Annotated in this window: 16 protein-coding genes and 5 pseudogenes; 6 read left to right on the forward strand and 15 right to left on the reverse strand. The window is 49.3% G+C overall.

From position 1 onward, the window contains the following. Positions 1–243 precede the first annotated feature (243 nt). The 3 genes from JNO11_RS21395 to JNO11_RS21405 all read right to left on the reverse strand — a co-directional run bounded on the left by JNO11_RS21395 (position 244) and on the right by JNO11_RS21405 (position 3,620). Positions 244–654 carry a helix-turn-helix domain-containing protein gene (locus JNO11_RS21395; RefSeq protein WP_010247048.1) on the reverse strand — a complete coding sequence of 137 codons (411 nt, stop codon included), beginning with the start codon at positions 652–654 and terminating at the stop codon, positions 244–246. A gap of 170 nt (positions 655–824) precedes the next feature. Then, entirely contained in the window at positions 825–3,047 is a 2,223-nt protein-coding gene (gene fhuE, locus JNO11_RS21400; RefSeq protein WP_325177873.1) for a ferric-rhodotorulic acid/ferric-coprogen receptor FhuE, read from the reverse strand. 369 nt (positions 3,048–3,416) lie between these two features. Next, complete coding sequence (locus JNO11_RS21405; protein ID WP_325178068.1) at positions 3,417–3,620, reverse strand: hypothetical protein; 204 nt, start codon at positions 3,618–3,620, stop codon at positions 3,417–3,419. On the opposite strand from JNO11_RS21405, the pseudogene pagP reads away from it, so the two are divergent. Beyond that, a pseudogene (pagP, locus tag JNO11_RS21410) lies at positions 3,523–4,062 on the forward strand (lipid IV(A) palmitoyltransferase PagP). The gene JNO11_RS21405 and the pseudogene pagP sit on opposite strands and share 98 nt — an antisense overlap. A gap of 18 nt (positions 4,063–4,080) precedes the next feature. Here the strand turns inward: pagP and JNO11_RS21415 are convergent. Continuing rightward, a complete protein-coding gene (locus JNO11_RS21415) occupies positions 4,081–5,187 on the reverse strand; it encodes a site-specific integrase (RefSeq protein ID WP_187505825.1) in 1,107 nt (368 codons plus the stop codon). A 306-nt stretch (positions 5,188–5,493) separates the two neighbouring features. Here JNO11_RS21415 and JNO11_RS21420 point away from each other — a divergent pair. After that, positions 5,494–7,669 (forward strand): annotated as a pseudogene (locus JNO11_RS21420) (TonB-dependent siderophore receptor). Positions 7,670–7,964: 295 nt separating this feature from the next. Beyond that, on the forward strand, positions 7,965–8,186 hold the full coding sequence (locus JNO11_RS21425; protein ID WP_325178055.1) for a hypothetical protein: 222 nt from the start codon (positions 7,965–7,967) through the stop codon (positions 8,184–8,186). 388 nt (positions 8,187–8,574) lie between these two features. Here JNO11_RS21425 and JNO11_RS21430 read toward each other — a convergent pair. The 3 genes and pseudogenes from JNO11_RS21430 to JNO11_RS21440 form a co-directional block, all read right to left on the reverse strand. Next, positions 8,575–9,214 (reverse strand): annotated as a pseudogene (locus JNO11_RS21430) (TetR/AcrR family transcriptional regulator). A 171-nt stretch (positions 9,215–9,385) separates the two neighbouring features. Next, positions 9,386–9,694, reverse strand: a pseudogene (locus JNO11_RS21435) (antibiotic biosynthesis monooxygenase). Positions 9,695–9,805: 111 nt separating this feature from the next. Beyond that, positions 9,806–10,579 (reverse strand): alpha/beta hydrolase, encoded by a 774-nt coding sequence (locus JNO11_RS21440; protein ID WP_325177874.1) that lies wholly within the window; start codon positions 10,577–10,579, stop codon positions 9,806–9,808. A 268-nt stretch (positions 10,580–10,847) separates the two neighbouring features. On the opposite strand from JNO11_RS21440, the gene JNO11_RS21445 reads away from it, so the two are divergent. Next, entirely contained in the window at positions 10,848–11,249 is a 402-nt protein-coding gene (locus JNO11_RS21445) for a VOC family protein (protein ID WP_033773415.1), read from the forward strand. A 208-nt stretch (positions 11,250–11,457) separates the two neighbouring features. On the opposite strand, the gene fetB is transcribed toward JNO11_RS21445, so the two are convergent. From fetB to JNO11_RS21465, 4 genes and pseudogenes are all read right to left on the reverse strand, one after another. Beyond that, entirely contained in the window at positions 11,458–12,237 is a 780-nt protein-coding gene (fetB, locus tag JNO11_RS21450) for an iron export ABC transporter permease subunit FetB (RefSeq protein ID WP_111534218.1), read from the reverse strand. Continuing rightward, the gene (gene fetA / locus JNO11_RS21455) at positions 12,224–12,892 is read right to left on the reverse strand and encodes an iron ABC transporter ATP-binding protein FetA (RefSeq protein ID WP_325177875.1); all 669 of its coding nucleotides are present in this window, start codon (positions 12,890–12,892) and stop codon (positions 12,224–12,226) included. The genes fetB and fetA overlap by 14 nt, the downstream gene beginning before the upstream one ends. Before the next feature lie 296 nt (positions 12,893–13,188). After that, positions 13,189–13,677, reverse strand: coding sequence for a hypothetical protein (locus JNO11_RS21460; protein WP_325177876.1), 489 nt, complete (start codon positions 13,675–13,677; stop codon positions 13,189–13,191). A 429-nt stretch (positions 13,678–14,106) separates the two neighbouring features. Beyond that, positions 14,107–15,467 (reverse strand): annotated as a pseudogene (locus JNO11_RS21465) (esterase-like activity of phytase family protein). A gap of 305 nt (positions 15,468–15,772) precedes the next feature. Between JNO11_RS21465 and JNO11_RS21470 the strand changes: the two are divergent. After that, positions 15,773–16,372 carry a hypothetical protein gene (locus tag JNO11_RS21470; protein WP_346267510.1) on the forward strand — a complete coding sequence of 200 codons (600 nt, stop codon included), beginning with the start codon at positions 15,773–15,775 and terminating at the stop codon, positions 16,370–16,372. A gap of 514 nt (positions 16,373–16,886) precedes the next feature. Here JNO11_RS21470 and JNO11_RS21475 read toward each other — a convergent pair. Further along, the gene (locus JNO11_RS21475) at positions 16,887–18,062 is read right to left on the reverse strand and encodes a PAS domain-containing methyl-accepting chemotaxis protein (RefSeq protein WP_325177878.1); all 1,176 of its coding nucleotides are present in this window, start codon (positions 18,060–18,062) and stop codon (positions 16,887–16,889) included. A gap of 818 nt (positions 18,063–18,880) precedes the next feature. On the opposite strand from JNO11_RS21475, the gene JNO11_RS21480 reads away from it, so the two are divergent. Further along, a complete protein-coding gene (locus tag JNO11_RS21480) occupies positions 18,881–20,053 on the forward strand; it encodes an EAL domain-containing protein (protein ID WP_325177879.1) in 1,173 nt (390 codons plus the stop codon). A 201-nt stretch (positions 20,054–20,254) separates the two neighbouring features. Here JNO11_RS21480 and JNO11_RS21485 read toward each other — a convergent pair whose 3' ends face one another. The 3 genes from JNO11_RS21485 to JNO11_RS21495 all read right to left on the reverse strand — a co-directional run bounded on the left by JNO11_RS21485 (position 20,255) and on the right by JNO11_RS21495 (position 21,175). Then, on the reverse strand, positions 20,255–20,587 hold the full coding sequence (locus JNO11_RS21485) for a LysR substrate-binding domain-containing protein (protein WP_346267504.1): 333 nt from the start codon (positions 20,585–20,587) through the stop codon (positions 20,255–20,257). Positions 20,588–20,652: 65 nt separating this feature from the next. Then, positions 20,653–20,961: a LysR substrate-binding domain-containing protein gene (locus JNO11_RS21490; protein ID WP_346267505.1), complete on the reverse strand. Its 309-nt coding sequence runs from the start codon at positions 20,959–20,961 to the stop codon at positions 20,653–20,655. A gap of 1 nt (position 20,962) precedes the next feature. Continuing rightward, the gene (locus JNO11_RS21495; protein WP_325177880.1) at positions 20,963–21,175 is read right to left on the reverse strand and encodes a LysR family transcriptional regulator; all 213 of its coding nucleotides are present in this window, start codon (positions 21,173–21,175) and stop codon (positions 20,963–20,965) included. Positions 21,176–21,291 lie beyond the last annotated feature (116 nt).

Below are 21,291 nucleotides of genomic sequence, written 5' to 3' on the forward strand. Positions count from 1 at the left end.
TTTGAGACGGAAGATCTCGACCTGGTGAAACGCGCGCTGGTGAAGGGTGAAATTGCCTTTCAGGAGCAGCCCGAGGCGATTGTGGTGGAGTCGGCAGAAGGTTTTAACCTGGCACTGCGTTTTACCTGAGTGCAGATTCAGGAGGTGATGAAAAACGCCTCAAGTGAGGCGTTTCTTCAGAGCACGGACCGATAAAATATAAAGACTTATCGAATCTTAATAGTCCATCGCAGCACGCTTAAATCAGAAAAACAGAGATGGCGACAGGCCAAACCGGGCGCATAATGCCCGGATATGCGACACAGTCAACTGACGTTCACCGCTGAGGATTCGGCTAACCAGCGATTTTTTACCGATCTCATTTTCGAAGTCGCTCAGGCTAAGATTGTGTTGCTCAATAAGCACGCGCAGAATGCCGGGGCCTGTGCTGATTTCATTTTGACGTGCATTAAATTCGGCCAGCTCCGGATCTTTATCTTCATAGTGAGCAATGCGCGCGCAAAGCAGGTCAACCAGCGGATTATCCGGCTCATGTTCAATCAGATATTCGACCAGTTTCAGTGCTTCTTCATAATCCTCGCGCTGGCTGCTGCCAGCCAGCAGCGGTACCGCTTCAGCGAGCTCATTTGACAGCCTGATAGCTTCAGTATTCATTCGGTAACCTCCCGATATTTCGCGGACAACTGTTGATCGCTCTGCACATGCTGTGAAGCCTTTCAGCCGATCGTTTCAGCAGACAAAGGCCATAAAATTAAACTCTCCGATCTTAATATAAAAAAACGCCTCAACTGAGGCGTTTTTCACAGGCTTTACAACGACACAAATCAGAAGGTGTAGCTGGCAGTCACTGAGAAATTACGCGGTTCGCCGTAGACTACGGAGCTGGCCACGTTAGTGTCATACTCTTTGTCGAACAGGTTATTGAGGTTGCCCTGCAGCGACAGATTTTTGTTCACCTGATAACGGGCGAAGAGATCAACCAGCGCATAGCTGCCCTGGCGGGCACGCCAGGTGCCATTGCCTTCCGGGCCACCGACGTCATTCCAGATATGTGTCTGCCAGTTCACACCGCCACCCAGCGTCAGCTGCTGCAACGTCGGCAGGCGATAACTGCTGAACAGGTTAAAGCTGGTCTGCGGCAGTTGCGGGTTAAAGGTGCTGCCATCGCGGTTTTCCGCAATGTAGCGCGTGCCGCCCAGGGTCATCTGCCAGTTGTCGGTCAATGCGCCGTTGACTTCAAACTCCACGCCACGACTCACCACGCCTTTACGGCCAATGTACGCGACATCACCTGACCCCTGAACCGTCTGAGTGGTTGCTTCACCGACATTATCCAGCTCGGTGCGGAACACCGAAATCGAGGTGGTGAAGCGACTATCCATCCAGTCAGATTTCAGGCCTGCCTCGTAGTTTTTACCGATGATCGGCGACAGGTAATCGCTGTTTCGGTCGCGATAGCCCTGTGGCTGGAACACCGAGGTATAGCTGGCGTAAGCCGACCAGTTTTCAGCGAAGTCATAAATCAATCCGCCGTAAGGGGTGGTGTTATTTTCTTCCATTTCACCACCAGGCGTTTCACGGTTCCAGTTGGTGTAACGGGCACCGATAATCAGGTGCAGCGGATCGGCGAGCGACAGACGGGTCGCCATATAAGTCGATTTCTGGCGAACCAGTTGGGTATCGCTGGCTGGCAGACGCGGCGTCCAGGCTGATTCCGGATACTGACCGTTAAACTCGTTGTAGTTGCCCAGCGACTCTGATGAGATATTCTCAAAGGTACTGAAGTACTTGTTATCCTGGCGGGTGTAATTGACGCCGACCATCAGCTCATGCTGACGACCCAGCAGTTCATAAGGACCGCTGGCGAAGGCATCAACGGCATCCACTTTGCGTTTACCGGTGTTGTAACCAGTCCCGCCTACCACCGGATAGTTGGCATAGGAAGAGACGCCCGCCCCGGTGTTACGATCGAAATAGCCATCAAGATAGATCTGCTTACTGTCGAGGCGCATCTCGTTGTGCGCGCCGTTCAGTGTGATGTTCCAGCCGTTGTCGAAGTCCTGTTTCAGGTTCACAAAGACTTTACGGTTCTCTTTATCGTTGTAGGCCCAGTCAGGTGCGGTGTTGTAGCCGCGTCGGGTATGTATCTGCGTGCCGTCTGTGTACCAGCGCGGTGCGCCACCCCACATAGTGGAATCCGTATTGACCTGGCTGAATTCATAGCCGACCGAAAGCGTGGCAGAGTCGGTCAGGTCAGCGTCAACCACGCCATAGATAAACTGTTTTTTGGCGCCGTAGCGCTCTATGAAGCTGTTGTTATCCTGCCAGCCCGCGATCAGCCGGCCACGAACATTGCCGGAGTCACTGAGCGGAGCCGAGAGATCGGCCACGTAACGCTGCTTATTCCAGCTGCCGTAACTGGCGGAGACAGTGCCGCCGAACTCTTTGCTGTCGGCGTGTTTGCGCACCATATTGATGGCAGCTGATGGATTGCCCGGTCCGGTTAACAGACCGGTCGCTCCGCGCACCACTTCAACGCGCTCATACATTGCCATATCGGTCTGCGCATCGCCCAGGTTCCAGCGAGCGGCAAAGGCAGTAGGAATACCATCGACCATGTAGTTGTCGATCATAAAGCCGCGCGCATAGTAGTTGGTGCGATCCATATCACCACTGATACCGCGAATACCGGTGGTATTTGCGAGCACATCATTCAGAGACTGGAGTTGCTGATCGGCCATACGCTGCTTACTGACGATGCTGACTGACTGCGGGACATCACGTACGGTGCCCAGCATTTTAGTGCCCGCACGGGTAACCGGTACGCTGTAATCAGTGGCGGGCGAAGCGGCTACGGCATCATCGGCTGACGCGCTGACCGTCATAGTCTGGTTATCGCTGGCAGCGGGTGCGCCGGTCTCTGCGGCATGAGCAGCGTTATGCGCCAGCGACGAGGCGACGATGACAGCCAGCAAGGAGAAGCGGAATGGACGTTGCAGAGCAGAAGTGTCCGTTGCCCTGGGGTGTTGAAGATCGAAAGCGTTCATTAATTCCTCAATTATCTTTATGTTTTTATGCTGCCACTGTCACGACCATGCTTCCTGCGGACATCGCTGCCCTGCTTTATGGTTTGAGGAACCAGAAACCTTTCCCTGAGCGCCTGCGCGCGGGTGTGATGAACTTCTAAAACAAATGAGAAATATACGCATTGCGATTATCATTGCAAGATTTTGTTAGCAAACAATACGAATTTTTTCAGGGAATTGTCTGCGTGTGAAAGACGGCTGGAAGATGATAAAGACAGGGAGGCGTTTATAGGGTCAGCACGCCTGCTGACTTGTCAGAGCAACAGGGCTGCTGCATCATTATTTGTTAAAGATAAAATCCTGTAATGGCCGTTCATTGAACTGTAGTTGTCACTCCTGATGCCACAATATCTGCCTTAAATCTTTTATCACCTTATTAAACACCAGATATTGCAGGAATTCGTACGTGCGCAAAATTTCAATGCTTAAAGCGCTGATAACGACCACCGTTTTCAGTGTTTTTTCAGCCCACTCCGCCACACTTGTGGAGACCGTGAGTGCGGGCTGGGATAATTTCAGTGATAAAGTCGCCACAACCTAGCAGCAGCCTGAAGGTTACGACTTTTATCTGCCCGCGATTACCTGGCACAACCGTGCCACTTACGATCGTGAACATATCAATAAATATAATGAAAGACCCTGGGGCGCGGGCGGAGGTATCTCCCGCTACGATGAAAAAGGGAACTGGAACGGCATCTACTTAATGGCGTTTAAGGACTCCTTTAATAAATGGGAACCCTTTGGTGGCTATGGCTGGGTGGCAACCTGGCGTCCGCTGGCCGACCAGAATTTTCACTGGGGTGCGGGTTACACGGCGGGCTTTACCGCACGGCACAACTGGGATTATATTCCGGTGCCTGCGCTACTGCCGCTGGCCTCTGTCGGCTATGGCGATCTCGATTTCCAGATGACCTATATTCCCGGCACCCATAACAACGGTAACGTCTATTTTGCCTGGCTGCGCTACCACTTCTGACAGTTGCCGATATAAGCGTTAGCGTGACATCGCCATGAGCGAGAGATCGTCCAGCGTGAGGGTTTCGCCATCATAGCGATGACGCAGCAGATGGTAGCTTTCGCATTCAATAATCTGCTCTACCGCGTCCGAAAAGATAGTCATGGCGCTGCGCATCTGGCTCAGATAGTCATGGGTGTCATAGACCCGATCGATGCCTTCCAGCGCATGGTTCATGATTTTTCGGGCGACGTCATTAGGCGTGTCGAGCGCTGAGAGTTTTGAACGCGCAGTCCTGCGCAGATCGCGCGGGGTAAACGCCTCCAGTCCCAGCCCACGGGGAGCGCGGATCATCCGGCGAAGTGCCTGATTCAAAGCGCCTTTTGACAGCGGCTGTTGCGGATCGCGTGGCGCGGGCACCAGCCAGGGTGAAGCCGGGTCGGCGGCGCGCAGCAACGCTTCGATGCACTGACGCATCAGCGGTGAAATGGGCAGCACATGCTCACGCTGCGACTTATTGCGCGTACCCTGCATCCACAATCCTAATTGCAGATCGAACTCCGCTTTCTGCGCCTGCACAATTTCATCCGGCCGCCGGGCGCTGACCAGGCATAAACGCAGCGCCCAGCGCGCCTGTTCCGAGAGTGCCCAGTTATCCAGCCCGTGCCAGAACACCCAGATTTCTGCATCGGTAAGTTGCCGACTGCGCGGCGGCGTAGCGCGACCCGCGACATCACGCTTTTTCATTGAAGCGATGGGTGAATGATCGAGATAGCCCTGCATCTCGGCCCAGGCAAGAAATTGTTTGGTCAGCGCGAACACCCGCCGCGCCTCCTCTTTTTTACCGTCGGCGATCAGAATGTTATAGAGCCGGTTAAGGCGTAAGCGGTTCAGCGTTTTGAGTGGCTGCGAACCGATGTTCGGCAGGACATGTTTCAGCAATGAGGAGATGGCGATCTCAGGACGACGCCGACTGATCAGCAGCGAGAGTTTTACCCAGACCTTCATCACCTGCTCCACCGTGCCTTCATCGCCAAAATTATCCAGCTCGCTGAGTGAAGCCTTTTTAACCTGCTCCAGCCAGATCAATACATGGCGCCCTACGTGGGCTGAACGCGCAGGGATCTGTGTCAGATCTGGGGTCACATTTATACCTGTTAGACATGAAGAGCGGGCCATTCTATCCATTGTTTATCTATGACTCCAGACCTAATAAGTCTGGAGTCATAAAGACGCGTTCTGATGAAATCTGAGGAAGTTTTCGGGTGATTACCAACAAGTAAAACTAACGTCACTTCTCCCTTCTGGTCACGGTTATGGCGAATAAATAGCCCATTGTTATGGAATGTAAAGGTGGCTTACCGCGATATACAATGATAACTATTATCATTATCATACGCATTTGCTTACATGCCTTAATACTTCAGGGAGATTTTCTAAGTGAATGTAACCATGCGTGTCCATAAGCGCCCTGTTGCGCTACTGCTGGCCGGTTTATTGAGTACCTCTGCTAACGGCGCTAATCAGGAAGAGACAGAAAAGCTGGCTGATGATGAGACGATGCTGGTCACTGCTGAACAGGAGCTGAAACAGCAGCCTGGCGTTTCGGTGATCACCTCGCAGGACATTGAGAAAAACCCGCCGGTCAACGACCTTTCCGACATTATCCGTAAAATGCCAGGCGTTAACCTTACCGGCAACAGCGCCAACGGCGTACGCGGTAACAATCGTCAGATCGATATTCGCGGCATGGGGCCGGAAAATACGCTGATTCTGATCGATGGTGTGCCGACCACCTCGCGCAATTCGGTGCGTTATAGCTGGCGCGGCGAGCGCGATTCCCGCGGTGACTCAAACTGGGTACCACCAGAAATGGTTGAACGGATTGAAGTGATTCGTGGACCGGCGGCAGCGCGTTACGGTTCCGGCGCGGCCGGTGGCGTGGTTAATATCATTACCAAACGCCCGACCAATGACTGGAGCGGATCGCTGTCGCTTTATACCAATCAGCCGGAAGATGATAAAGAAGGCGCAACCCGCCGCGCTAACTTTAACCTGAGTGGTCCGCTGGCGGGCGATGCTCTGACCATGCGGCTCTATGGCAACATCAACAAAACCGACAGCGATGCTTTCGACATTAACCAGTCGCACAATGGCTCCGGCGCCGCCGGTCGCGAAGGCGTTCGCAATAAAGACATCAACAGCGTGCTGTCGTGGAAGATCACGCCATTACAGGTGCTGGATTTCAGCTACGGATACAGCCGTCAGGGCAACATTTACACCGGGGATACCCAGTACAGCAACGGTGCCGGTAATGCCTTGATCGAATCTCTCGATGGTTCAGAAACCAACCGTCTGTATCGTCAGACCTGGGGCCTTGCGCATAATGGCATCTGGGACTGGGGACAATCTAAGCTCACCTTTAACTATGAAAAGACCAATAACACCCGCCTTAATGAAGGCACGGCGGGTGCGGGTGAAGGCCGGATCAACAGCAACACGTTCTCAACCAGTCGCTTTGAAAGTTACCGGGCAGGAGGCGAAGTCAGCTTCCCGCTGGAACTCCTGCGTGAACAGACCGTTACGCTGGGAGCCGAGTGGAACCGTGATGAGCTGAACGATCCAAATTCAATGAACGGCACCAGTGCGCCTGGCGTATCCATCGACGGTGTCAGTGGTGATGCTGGCAGCCGCAACAGTAAAAACAGCGCAACGCTGAGCTCACTCTATTTTGAAGATAATATTGCTGCGACCGATAGCACTGAAGTGATCCCCGGTCTGCGCTTTGATTATCACGACACCTTTGGTGCGAACTGGAGTCCGTCGCTCAATATTTCTCAGGCTCTGGGAGAAAGTTTTACCCTGAAAGCGGGTATCGCCCGTGCGTTTAAAGCCCCTAACCTTTATCAGTCCAGCGAAGGCTATTTACTGGCGACGCGGGGAAATGGCTGTCCGATCAACGTTACCCGTGGCAGTTGCTATCTGCTGGGCAATGAAAATCTCGATCCTGAAGTCAGCGTAAATAAAGAGCTGGGTATCGAGTTCAGCCAGGATGGCTATGTTGCGGGTATCACCTGGTTCCGCAATGACTATAAAAACAAAATCGTCTCCGGGACGGAGGTGCTGGGTTACGCCTCTAATGGTAACAATATCCTGCAATGGAGTAACGGCGGCAAAGCGGTAGTGGAAGGTCTGGAAGGCAATTTCACTATCCCGCTGGTCAGTGACGAGCTGGAGTGGCGGACTAACGCAACTTATATGATTGAGTCGAAGGATAAAAAAGACCGGCAATCCGCTGTCGATTATTCCTGAATACACGATCAATACGATGCTGGACTGGCAGGTGACGCAGGATTTCTCCACTAATCTGAACTGGACAATGTATGGTCGTCAGAAACCACGCCAGTATGCGGAATCCCGCACAGAAAACAATTCTATGTCGAATCGCGAAGTCGGCGCTTATTCAGTATTTGGGGTCAATTTTAATTATGACATCACCAAAAATCTGCGTGCCAATGCCGGGATTAATAACCTGCTGGATAAACAGCTATATCGCGAAGCTGATGGCGCATCAACCTATAACGAACCGGGACGCGCTTATTATGCCGGGCTGACAATGTCCTTCTGATCTGCAGCAGCGCTTCCCGGTGGAAGCGCTGTTTTTTCGTCTTCGTCGAAAAACCTCCTGTTTACACTCCCCCCCGATTTATCTTCTCAGTGCTGATCTCTGGCTGCCGCTTATCGAGCCGGAAAGTATCTGGCTCACGGGTATGGCATTAAATACTTACATTCCCTCTGGAAAGCGTAACGACAGGTAACTAATGTCGTGATTCCTGTATCCCGGCCAGCGAAACACCCCAGAGTACGGCTATGCTCTGTCGGGTTCAACCTGCAACTATAACTAACTATCAGGATATTAAGTGATGAAAAAATCATCAGTTATCGTTATTGCTACCGGACTGTTTTTGTCGGTGAATTTACAGGCTAATGCCCAGGGCTGTCTTAAGGGTGCCGCAGTAGGCGGCGTCGCAGGTCATGTTGCTCATCATGGTGTGGCCGGTGCCGCAGCGGGCTGCGCAGTCGGTCATCATATGGCAAAGAAAAAACAGAAAGAGGCTGAGCAAAATCAGCAGTCTCAAAAATAAGCAGAGGTTGTAGCATCGATGTAAATCAGCCGATTACCGGGCAATGATGATGTCCGGTGATCGCTGAGTGATGAGTGATGAGTGATGAGTGATGAGTGATGAGTGATGAGCATCCTGAGTCTGTTGACTCACAAAAGCACGGCGAATTAAGGGCAGCCGGTTATGCTAATTATATTTATTTGAACCAGATGTCTTTAAAGGTGCAATGATTTAGGTGAGTGACCAGAAATTTGAATAAGGCACGCCTATTTTTAATTCAGACAGTGGAAAACGCCTTTTGAAAAAACGTCCTTTATCGACCCAGCCGCACAATGCCATGCCATCTGAATATTCAATTACCACCATTATTCTTCTTCTTTTTTTCGCCGAACAATGGTGCCCACTTCAATCATGCGGATGCCTTAACCGCACTATTGCCGGTTACGTCATGAGTATCTGTAAGTATCGTTCTGACAATGAAGTCATTACTTTTTCTCAGATCTCCAATCGCTGGCTGGAGTTTTCCATATATCCGCATACCTTCCATCATCATGAAAATGCTTTGAGCCATGACTCGCGCATCTTCATCCTGGCGAAATACCCGCTGATCCTGGCCTCTTTTTTAAGATATTCTCTAACTCGTTAATTAAACGGCTAAATTTAAAGGAAACTTTGCCTTTAACCTCTTCGTCTCCGGGTAAAAGCTCGCTGGCTGCCGCAATAGTAAAGCACCCTTTCTCTCCGGCAGGAGCAGATGATAACTGAGCCACAAATTCGAGCGTTTCTCGCAATGCAGCTTCTGGCGACAATTCTGCATTTCGTTTCACTGACCTTGAAATGCCTTCATCCATGTATCGCTGCAAAGCAGCCAGGTAGATAGCGCGCTTATCGGGATAAAGTTTATAGATGCTGGCACTTGCCAGACCCGATGCTTTCATAAGATCAGCCATAGATGTTGCCTGATATCCCTTCTGCCAGAAGCATTCGAGTGCGGTGTTGAGGAACGCCTCTGGATCGAATTCTCTGGGTCTGCCTGCTGATGCTTTCATAAGGTTCTCCTGTGCTGACGATTGATTGTAGATCGATCAATCTACAATTAAAAGGCTTTATCTAAACCTTGCGTTATAAGTCATGCTTTTTGCCTGGTAAAATTTTATGCTGAGTCAGCGGACAGGTTCAGGTGAGTCATTGGCCGCCTTCTGGCGGCGGCAGGCAAATACTTATAATGGGATTACAGTCTGGACCTGATGCTGAAAAACGTAGGGATCTGATAGCAACTCATATTCTTCATCGTCCGGATAGGTAACAGCAATTTGATACTGTTCGCCTGCAAAGACTTTGATGGCTTCTAAATCTTCCCAGTACGTCGCAAGGAAGAAATGTTACTCACCCTGCGTTTCTCTGCGTACATACGCTCCCAGATTCCCTGGCGTCGCTTCTGAATGTTCAACACCAGTCTTCTGCAAGTGAGTTGCAAAACCTTCGGCGTGCCTGGCCGGTACGCATCCGTGCCATGTTCTGACAATCATGTTGCTATCCTCATGTTGTTGAAGGGTTTTAACCATAACATGACAATGCAGGAACAACGATTCGTTTTCTGGGGTGGAGAATGGGATGTTATGTTACTGCGCACCTGCCAGTTAAGGATTCTCATGCAACAAAAAATGCCGGAGCTCAGTTGTCACTTCTTCTGGTGCTTCTTCAGCCATATGGTGACCGCTGGCTATCGCTTTACTCCGAACATGTGGTGCCCAGGATTTCCAGATGCCCAATAGGTCGCCGTAAATATCTTCCAGATCATCATATTTTGACCATAAACAGAGCGTCGGGCATTCAATCAATCGCCCATTCTGACGATCATAAAGCTCATGCTCTTTGTCTATAGTAAGACCGGCACGATAATCCTCGATCATTCCATGCACAGTCTCCGGATCGTGTATAGCTCGCCTGAATTCAATGTATTCATCATTCCCCATTGTCTCGGGCTGGCCTCCATACCACTTATCTGGATCGGCTAAAATTGCCAGCTCGGGTTTTTCAGGCTGAGCGAAGAAGAACCAGTGATACCACTGTCGGGCAAACTTCTCATTACACCGGTTGAGCGCTTCAAGTATGGGTATACAATCCATTACAGCAAGTCGTGTAATTCGCTCAGGATAATCAAGTGCAGCCCTATATGCTGTATAACTACCTCTGTCATGTCCCACCAGCGCGAATTGATCAAAACCTAACTGGCTCATCAACTCAATACAATCTTTCGCTTTAGCTCGCTTAGAAGAACCAGCATGATTGGGCTCATCTGCAGGTTTAGATGAGCGGCCAAATCCCCTTAAATCGGGACAAACTACGGTAAAAGATTCGGCAAGTTGCGGTGCCACCTTTGACCAGGTTACATGGGTGCGGGGGGTGTCCATGCAACAGCAAAACCGGAGGACCATTACCTCCATAGCGAACATTTAGCACTGCTTCAGAAAGTCTGATTTGTGTATGAGTAAATCCCTCAAACATTTTTTATACCCGCGCCATGAATTTATAAAAATTATAGGCTGATGTCAGCTGATGTATCTTTATTGCAACGGCTGAATACTGTGATGACTGAATCAATTCACTTAAACCAGGGATACTCGTTTGTGTTAAAACAATGTTTCAAGGCAACCAGGCCTGAAACATGACGGAGCAGAAATGAGAACGCAGAAGCGATGTATGGGATATGTGGCCATCGTGGTTGATGACTATGATCGGGCAATTGAGTATTACACCGAAAAGCTGGGTTTTACCCTTGTTGAGGATACACCGCAGCCAGGTAAACGCTGGGTTGTAGTTACACCTGACCCTGAAAGCGACTGCAATCTTCTTCTGGCTCGCGCTTCAAATAACAGACAGGAAGGTTTTATTGGCAATCAGTGCGGCGGAAGAGTATTCCTTTTTCTGCAGACGGATGACTTCTGGCGAGACTACAAAGCCATGAAATTGAAAGGCGTTACATTCTCCCAGGAGCCTCGTGAAGAGGAGTACGGAACCGTGGTGGTTTTTGAAGATCTGTACGGCAACCGCTGGGACCTTTATCAGAACAGGCAGAATTAAACACCAAAGCCAGTTGTGTATCAGGCATCCAGATGAACAATCAAAGCACGAACCCTGCCGGGATATTTCAGATTCAGCGGGGGAGTTTTTTGCAGCATCCCCTGAGCACTCTGCTATCAGTTAAGCGCTCGCGAGCAACAGAGCGCCGTCTGATAGCAGACTTACTTTACTGACAAGTTATAAGCTTCAGATCCGCCAATCAGTATCACTAATCCAGCGATCTATCCGATATTTTTAGCTGCGCCCTGGCATTATAAAAACGACGATAGGATAAATAGACAGCAATGATCGTTGACAGACTGGCAGTTCCTATCAGCATAAACGTAACCATAATCTGATACTTAATCGCCTTAAGCGGATCTATTCCGGCGAAAATCAGTCCGGACATCATCCCTGGCAGGCTTACCAGTCCGACAGTTTTGGCAGCGTCCACCGTCGGCATCATGGCTGTACGAATGCTGTCGGCAATGATGCGGCCCGATGCCAGCTTCACCGATGCGCCAAGGCTCAGCATCTCCATAATTTTCTGCTGGTTGTCGCTGAAGCGCTGGTTCAGGTTGCTGTAACAGAGCCCTACTGCGACCATGGCATTACCGGCGATCATGCCCGTGATGGGGATGACCTGCATCGGAACAAACGCTATCGCCCCGCTCAGCACCAGAATCGTCAGCGTGATAACGGTGCCACTAAAAATAGCGACAAACGATATCGTAAAGGCGTTATCAATATTTCGACCGCGTTTACGGGTGTTGATCGCGGCATTAACGCAGATAAACAGCACCATCAGTACCGTCAGCCAGCTGTTATTAACATCGAAGATCGACTTCAATACAAAGCCGACAATCACCAGCTGAATTATCGCCCGGAATACACTCCAGAGAATATCTTTGCTCATGCCGAGCTTTTCTTTCTGGCTGATAAGCAGCGCTATAGCCACCAGCGTCAGTGACAGTAACAGCGAGGTGTCACTGATATTATGCTGATTCACGCTTATTCTCCTTTTCTGGCGGCTCAAGCCGAAGCACCTGCTCAGCCTGCTGGATATCGTTAACGTCATGGCTAATCCGCACCACGGCTACCTTTTCTTCAGCTGCGATCCGGTTAATCAGTGAAAGTACTGATAGTCTGTTCTCTTCATCAAGGGCGCTGGTGACTTCATCCAGCAACAGCACCTCAGGCATAAACTGCAGATTGCGCAGTAGTCCGACACGCTGTTTTTCTCCGCCTGAAAGTTGTTCAACAGGTTTATTCAGCACATCCCCTGAGAGATTTACGCTTTCCAGCGCAGCAACAAGTTTGTCCCGCTGAGGTTTCTGACGGCGAATCTGCCATGGCAGCGCCAGGTTGTCATATACCGTCTGACCAAACAGTTGCGGCGTCTGAAAACAGTACGACACCTGCTGTCGATAGGCCTCTGCTCTCAGCGTGGTGATATCACTGTTCCTTAAGAAAAGTTGCCCGGAGGTGGGGGTAATCAGCGAAGCAAGGATTTTGAGGAAGGTGCTTTTTCCGCTTCCGGATGGACCGGTCAGCAAGACGAAATCACCCTGATATAACTGCAGGGAGACCGGTTTCAGTAGCTGACGATCCCCGACTGAAAAAGCGACGTCCTGCACATCCAGCAGGAGTGAAACTCTGTCCATATTTACGCCTCAGGACCTGACAAATTGAGTGTTGTCAGTATCAAAAAAAGCAGGAGTTACCCTTCACAGGCACATTACCGGTACTGCATGTTGCAGCGCGATCGCACTGCTGTCGTGGGCGCGGCAAATGTACATCAGACTAGGAAATATAAGGCATTTAATTGCGGCTATGCATCTTCTGAGTAAAAAATCAGTGTGTAAAGGTGTCCGCCAGCCAAAATTAAATATGATCCTGCGCGAGGAAGTGACAGGCACCGGGTTTGAATCAGAGTGGCAGACACGCTGCCACCCGACAATTATTTGTTTTTCCAGCTGGTTGAAACCGGGTTGGTTACGGTGTTTTTTTCCTGAGTATAGGTGCCGTTCTGCTGCGCAATGGCTTCACCGGTATCCACAATGGCATTCTGAATAAAGACGTTTTGCTTGTCACCTTTGATGAAAGTTAACTGATGAAAAGCCGTTTTATTGCCCCAGTCAGCAGAAGGCAGAGAGATAAAACGCACGGTGAAAGTTTCATCATCAAACTTGCCCTGCATAACGTAAACGCCGTAGTGGTTTTCGCCCTGAGAAATGATTTTATAGGTACCGTTGTCGTAATAATAAATCTCCGCATCCGGAAACGGCTTTTTGTCATACATTTTTCGGTAGTGCAGCACCTGTTTGATGGTGGGCTGGCCGAAGCTGACGGCGAGGTTTTTACCATCTGCTGACGTCGTCAGACCTTCAGCGTGAACACTGCTCATCAGCATTAACAGACTTGTAGCGGCCATTGCGGTTGCTTTCACTCTCTTTCTCCTCAGCGGATTACGGGGACAACAAGCGTATGAGACCCCAGAACTTACACGGTGGTGAGTATGTGTTGAAGAGGCAGATAACACATTATTACACAATGTTATAATCACGCCCTGCAACCTGGCGACTTGAGCCGTAGTTGACCGGGTTGCCCGATATCGAAAGCGCTCGGATGCAGAAGGAAGCGGTTATCGCATTGAAAATAAAAAATAATATTCAGGCTGGCGTTTAAAGTTCGCCAGTGACGCTTAATGCCGCAACGCGGTGGAAAGCTGTTTAACTGCTTAAACGAATATCGGTCTGCTGCCGGCCGCTATAACAAAACGGCGCAGACCGATCTTTCGCGGGTAAATCCGGGCTGTATCCTGCTCTTTTACAGAAAGTCAGGCACTAAAAGAGACAGCCAAGGGTAAGGGGACTGTTTATTTCAACGATTCCGGCAGCGTTACGATCCATAACTCGCTGTCCGACTCCGGTTTCTTCAGCGGCTTCACGCCGATCGTCGTTGCAACCGGCTTACCCTCTACAGTAAGTTCCCCCCTTTTCGTTCAGCCGATAATCCTTGCGCTTCTTACCTTCCACCGGATTTTGCATGACCGTTTTCACGCCGAAGTCATTGTCATTGGCGACCGCCAGCGTTTTACTGTCGATCAGCGCCAGTCCTTCGGCCTTCTCCTGCTGCCAGCCGAGTTGACGTAAATCGACCACCAGCGTTTTAGCTGCGAGCTTAATTCCTCGCTGCGCCAGCGCTTTCTCGTCGTCAGACTCCGGATAATCACCAGGCTTATCGAATGCGGCAAGATCGGTAGCCGCACTCAGATCCACCTTATAGATAAGGTTGCGCATCGCGTCATTTTTATCGCTGCCTTGTTCAATCAAGAGAATATGCTGATTATCGAGCGCCACGATATCGCCAATTTTGGCGTCGCTGTTTTTACTATAAGCCTCGCTGTCGATAGGGTATCCATACATCGCGGTTTTCCCGGTCGCCGGATCGAAGCTCACCAGCCGGGTAAAGCGCGCCTGCTTTTTACTTTTACCGTTGATATCCAGCGTACTCTGCACCGCGGCGATGATGCGCCCGTCCGGCATACGGGTAAGCCCTTCAAAACCACGATTAGGCTGACGCCACTTAAGAATATTAGGCAGTCCGCCCGCAATGGATTTTTCCCCTGCCATGGCCTGCGGCCCGTGAATCGCCAGAATCTTTCCGCGTTGATCAACGTTAATCAGAAACGGGCCATATTCGTCGCACAACCAGTACCCGCCCTTCCCGTCCGGCGTAATGCCTTCCGTATCCAGACCACGGTTATCGCCCTTCAGCACTTTCAGTGTGTCGCTTAACGCGACTTCATTGGTTGAGCCGATGACACCATCCTGTAGCGGCAATCCGTTAATATTGCCCTTGTCGTCATGCAGCGGTCGGGCATCCGTGGCTTCTGCTTTGCCGTTCTGCACCCGAATATTCATCAGCAGCGGAGCGAAGTCTGGCGTGACGAAAATTTTTGACTCATGTTTGCCCACATCGGGTGAGTCGGCATTCGGCCCACGATCGGTGACGGTCGCGAAGGTGAGCGCATCCCCCCTGCTTACCGGTAAAAAGCAAACCGGAGCCGATTCCCACCGGCAAACCATCCGGAAACGCACTGGCGAACGCGCCGCTGTAGCTGACGCGCGCACCTTCCGGAAAACTGACGATATAGTGCTCAGCCTGAGGTTGCGCCGCAAGACCAGAAAAAGAGAGCACACAACTGATAATCAAAGAAATCGTTTTTATTTTCATAATATTAAAATCCATGAGGGAAAGCTGACAGCGTAAAGGCAATAAATGACAGGAAAATGATATTTGCGGTAAAAACGGACTGCTAACAGATTGATTTTTCCGCCGTTAGGGCGCCGGTTGATGAGGTGGTGAACGTAGAGTGTACGTTGCCTTGTGCACAACGCTGTCTCCTCAGTGCCAGGAGCTGACAATGGCAGAAAAATGATTGTTATTCATCACCATATTGCTATCGTTATGCACTTCCGGATGTGAACCACAGATGAGAAAGCTTGCGGGCTACTCACTTTTCAAAAAAAGGATTTGATATGTTTATGCGCCATGCTTCTCTGTTTTTAATGTCAATGATGGCTATATCCCAGGCACAGGCTGCTAACCTGCGGGCTGTCGATGTAATCACCTTTGATGTTGCCGGGGTAAAAACCGGTATGGATTATGATGAAGCCGTAAAAGCCATGACTGAGCACTTTCATGTGCCAGCATCATCGTTAGACGTTGATAAATACCCGGCTCTAAATGTGGTAACAGGGGATAAGCAGCCACAGTATATCGCTTACGAAAAAAACGGCGTCAAACTGCTTGTACATTTTGAAGGCCGTGTTCCTGCAGATCCGAAACATGCGCTGGCTGTGTCTCAGATTTCTTACGAGCTCCCATACTCCACTGAGAATAAAAATGCCATGGCCAAAGCCGCCGTTGAAAAATATGGTGTCCAGTCAAATGCACCTTATACACCAATGGTTTGGTGTAAAGCGCCCGGAAAAATGGCAACCATGGCATGCGGCCCGGATCCTGAGCAGCCGGTACTGAAATTATCAGGCACATCCCTGGAGATGAATGACCCATCGTGGACAAATGCCCGTATTAAACTGATGGACAGTAAACAAACCCGCACACCTGGTTTCTAAAGTGACTGATGCCGCCAGATGATCTTCTGGCGGCTAAGTGCCAGACGCTGATCATGGTTTTATGACAAAGGCTGAAGAGCAGCAGGTGATATTCAGGCGAGATGATTATCAAACGTGATGCGGGACAGATCTGCACAAAGCCAGCTCAGATAAGCTTTCAGTCCTTATTGAAAATTTTCATAAACACACACAGAGCCTCAGCCACCAGCAGGCTGACATTCTCTAATGACTTTAACCTGACTCAACGTATGCCTTGCGCCCTTAACAAACCTCTATCAGACACATGATTTCTTAAAGCCCAGGCTGATAAAAGATGACAAGGCCATACTCTCTGCTCTGAGGTGGTGAGTAACTCCCAGAGCAAGTTTGCATACGGAAATGTGTACTCGCTCCGGGAGAATTTTCATAGGGTGAAACTGCGAACTGAACTGATGTTCTGGTTACAGTAAATCAAAGACAGGCTGTACATCCCTGTATTTACCTGTGGTAAGTGTTCATCAATGTGTGATGTTTATTATTCAGGCGATTTTTCTATGCCGCTAGCCGAATTACTTATTCGCATCTGAAGACGAGAAATGTGTCCGGTGATATCTGCCGTCCTTTCTGCTAATCCCCGGATAGCACTGGCGATGACAGAAAACCCACGGCCATGTACACCTGCTCTCGCGGCTTCGATACTGGCGTTCAGTGAAATGAGTTTGATCTGCGCAGCAATAATCCCGTTTTCAGAGACGAGTTCGGCAATTTCTTTTGCGGTTTCGGCGGTCTGAATGTTTCGCCTGACTTCGCTTTCCTCATGTCTGCCACGGTCTTTACGGCCCTGAATATCAATAAGCGCGCCGACGGCACGCAAAGGGGTTCCATCAGGTGCACGTTTAGTCTGCCCGCGGGCCTGAAACCACCGGTACTCACCACTTCGCAGTTTAAGACGATATTCAATATCAAAACCGGTTTTACCACTGAAGTCCATCAGGTGGTTGACGAAAGCATCGAGTGCGTTCTGTTTGTCATCCGGGTGAAGGCGTGATGCCCAGTTGTCCATCACATCAGGAAACTCTTCAATGGTTTCAAAACCCAGCAGCTTCCTGAACTGCGGTGACCACCAGAATACGTTGTCGGGATTCAGGGGATTTCCGCCAATAATATCCAGATCCCAGAGGCCGTCATTAAGCATTTCGCGCGACAGGTCAAAACGGGTGGAGACAATATCAAACTGGCGGGACTGGGACGTTTCTTCTTCTGTATTCTCTATAACGGCAACCAGGCGCGGCGGCGTAAATTCACGACTGTATGATGCACGGATGCAAAACCACTGAAAGGTATTTGCGCCAGTTTTTATCAGACAGCGTAACAGCTTTTCATCACCGCTATGTTTGAGTGTATGACTTATCAAACCTTTGAACGCTTCCCGGAAATCCGCATGGATCATCTGGATCAGCGAAGAGAGCCCGACCTCCTTCTGCAGAGGCAATCCCATAAGCTGGCGTGCTTCAGGTGAAACAAATGCAGGCGCGTCACTTTTAAGATCGGTCGTCTCAACATACCAGTAACCTTTCTGGCTGAGGTTCATAATACATTTCAGCAGAGTGGCATCACTATGATCCACATCCAGCGTTTCATCGATAAATTTCTCAGCGATATCCATCGTTGTCGGCTCTTTGGCGGACTGTTTCCGGAATAAATTCAGCATTATTTCTCCTGGTGAGCATATACAGGCATAAAAATATGCCTGAAAGGGTTATCGGCAGAACTTTCTGGATATTCAGTTAAAGGTCGCTGGTTTGAATTAATACTGTAACAAGATGCTATAGATAGCTCGCCAGCGACAACTACCGGAGCTGAGGTGATGGATGAGCCTCACCGCCAGCGGGCTAAATTTATTTTTTTGAAATCATGTGGCGCGAAATTATCTTTGGTCTATGATATCTGGAAAATTTCAGGCCTTATAATCCCGACGCTCTGACTCCCAACGAAATTTACGTTGAAATGTTACTCTTAGTTTTGATACGCGGTTGTGGATTGATACTAGCTGGCTATCGCGGATATTAAATGAGTGGTTTAGCTGTGGCATGTCACTTCTGCTGACAGGCGAAAACCCGCACATTACTTATTGATATCCATGGGTATACTTCAGAAATTCATAAGAGAAACTGGCTGCTGATCATATTGGATGTATTAACAGGGTTTAATATTTAACTTAAGCGATATTTTTATGAGATTGGTTTCACTTTGTTTCTGGCTTACCATACCAGATACCATCAGCCTCATGCAGACCCGTGAGTTAAATAAGTATGGCATTTTATGTTCATGAACTTTCCCCGCTCACTGACATCATAGCTATGTGTATCGCACTTAATAACCATAGACAATTTAAGGCCTCCGCAAAATGACGTTTGCAAAAGATTAATTTTTCCGCCGCAAACAAAACAGGGTTTTAAAAAAAGGTTTTCTATTCCATTCCCGCTCAGGTCATCAATGCCTTACAGAAATACGTTTCAGGATATTTAAATGAATGAAAAATTGAAAGATGCTGATGCTCGTGCAACTTATCAGCAGCTAATTAAATCGGGCGAGTTTAAACCTTTTTTTCAGCCGATAGTCTCACTTGAGGATCAGCGCGTAGTAGGTTTTGAATTGCTGGCACGGCGTATTTTGCCCGAAGGGATTATCGTATCTCCGGCTGAGTTCATTCCGGCTATGGAACATCATGGGTTACTCAATGAGCTGATGACAAGTCTGGCCGCTCAGGGATTCATGACAGCGAGCACCTGGCCAGAACACCAGTTTCTGTCTTTAAACGTTTCTCCTTCACAACTGAACGGTAAGCACCTTCCCGAAATTTTAAGAAAACTGGCTGAACGTTATCAGTTCAGCCTTTCACGGCTCAGGATAGAAATCACCGAGACAGCATTGATCGATGATATAGAGACGGCTCATGCAGAACTCGAAGCATTGTCTGAAATGGGTTGTATGATTGCTATGGATGACTTTGGCACCGGCTGTTCAAGCCTTGCCTGGCTTATCCAGCTTCCCGCCAGCACGATTAAGATTGATGGCAGTTTTATTCGTTCAATGCTTCAGAAAAAGGATAGCCGGAAAATTATCTCCAGCGTAGTCGGTTTGGGCCGCAGCCTGGATATGGACGTCATTGCTGAGGGTGTTGAAACAGAGGAACAAGCTGAGATGTTGCGGGGTATCGGCTGCGCTTATGCACAAGGCTACTTATTCAGCAGGCCGATCCCGGCTGAAGAAACACATAATTTTCTCACCGCTGGCTCTGGCCGCAAATTTCATAGTCGTGTGGCACGAATGTCTCTTGAGCAGCGCGCGCATCAGATTTCATCGATGTATGCTGCGCCTGACACCTCTATCTGTTTTCTCAGCCCTGAACTGATGATTGTTGACGCAAGTGATACCTTTGCAGCGCGGGTTGGCTGGCCAATGCAGGACATTACCCATCGCCATATTTTTGAAGTGATACCGTCTCAAGCTGAGAAGCTGCTTTGGTTGCAGGATTTCAGGACAAAAGGTCTTCCTTACCCTCCATTTGAGGTAAAGCTGCCCGGCGGTAGCACCGATTTGGTTATGATTACGCGGGTGGAGGATGAGGCAAAAGATTTACTGGGGTTTTGTGTGTTTGGCTTTAACATTGACCGTCAGAACAGCCTTGTTCAGCCTTAGTGCCAGTTTATGACATCAGATGATACTTCCCTGTCGCTAAAATAACCTTAACGGTGCAGGCTTCAGTTTCAGGTTGTTAGCTGAAGATGGGGATAAGTCCGCCTGGTGCCAGAAGCGGACATTACGCATATAGATTTTCAGTTATGTATCGGGTAAAGCCAGACAGATAAAACTGCTGTTATTTTAAGGCAAATACAAAATTTAGTCAGTTAGAGTAAAGTGGCGCGCGAGTTTGTCGAAGTGAGATTTGAATTCTGAATATAATGACCTGGTGGCCGGATTTAGCTGACTACGGTGTGGGCAGATAAAGCTCAGAGGATTACTTTCTCCTTTAAAATGCGGAAGAACCGGAACGAGGGCTTTTCGATCAATGTCTGCATGAACGTCCAGCCAGGACTTGTACCCAATCCCCACTCCCTCAAGAGCAAGCCTGCGTGTGGTTTCGGAGTCATTACAGACAAAACGGCTTTTTACTGATATGGAATGTTTTTTTACCCTTATCATAAAAAGACCATGTCCCATAAGGATGACCATTCAGGGTAAACAGAATGCAGTCCCTGCTGGGGACCTCCTCGAGCGAATGCGGTTCTCCATGACGTTCAAGATAATCGGGGGGATGCGACCAGGATACGTCTGTTGTAATCAGCCAGTGGCAAGGCGACATAACTCTTGTCCGGAAGAATACCGTAGCGCACAGCAACATCAACAGGGTCCCGGTGTATATCACTCACAGCGTCGGTGAATATAAGCTGTACAGAAATACCGGTATGCTTTTTACAAAACGATGAAATTATCGGTAGAAGTGTACTTCTGCCGATATCGGACGGCATCGAAATCTTTATTAGCCCCTTCAGAACACCTGAATGACTATCAAGGCTTTCTCTACCCGCCTTAATCACCTCAAGCATTTCATTGGCATAGGGAAGATACGTGTTTCCTTCCTTTGTTAATCTTATCGTTCGGGTAGTGCGCACAAAAAAGGCTGACGCCGAGCTCTTTTTCCAGTCTCGATATAGCCGCACTGACCTGTGCAGGTAGTAAACCGGCCTCTCTGGCTACACTGGAGAAGCTTTCCAGTTGCGTGGCTCGCACAAACATTCTGACATCCTCAATCCTTAACATTGCGCATACCTTCTTCAACCTTTAACCACGTATAACGAAAAACCACGAGCGGATTTACACTCCTGGAGTGTAAATCTTACTCTATTAAGTCTCTTTTTGTGTAGGAAAGGTTCATT

This window comes from Pantoea sp. 1B4 (assembly GCF_016925765.1).
In the GTDB taxonomy this organism is placed as follows: Bacteria; Pseudomonadota; Gammaproteobacteria; order Enterobacterales; family Enterobacteriaceae; genus Pantoea; species Pantoea agglomerans.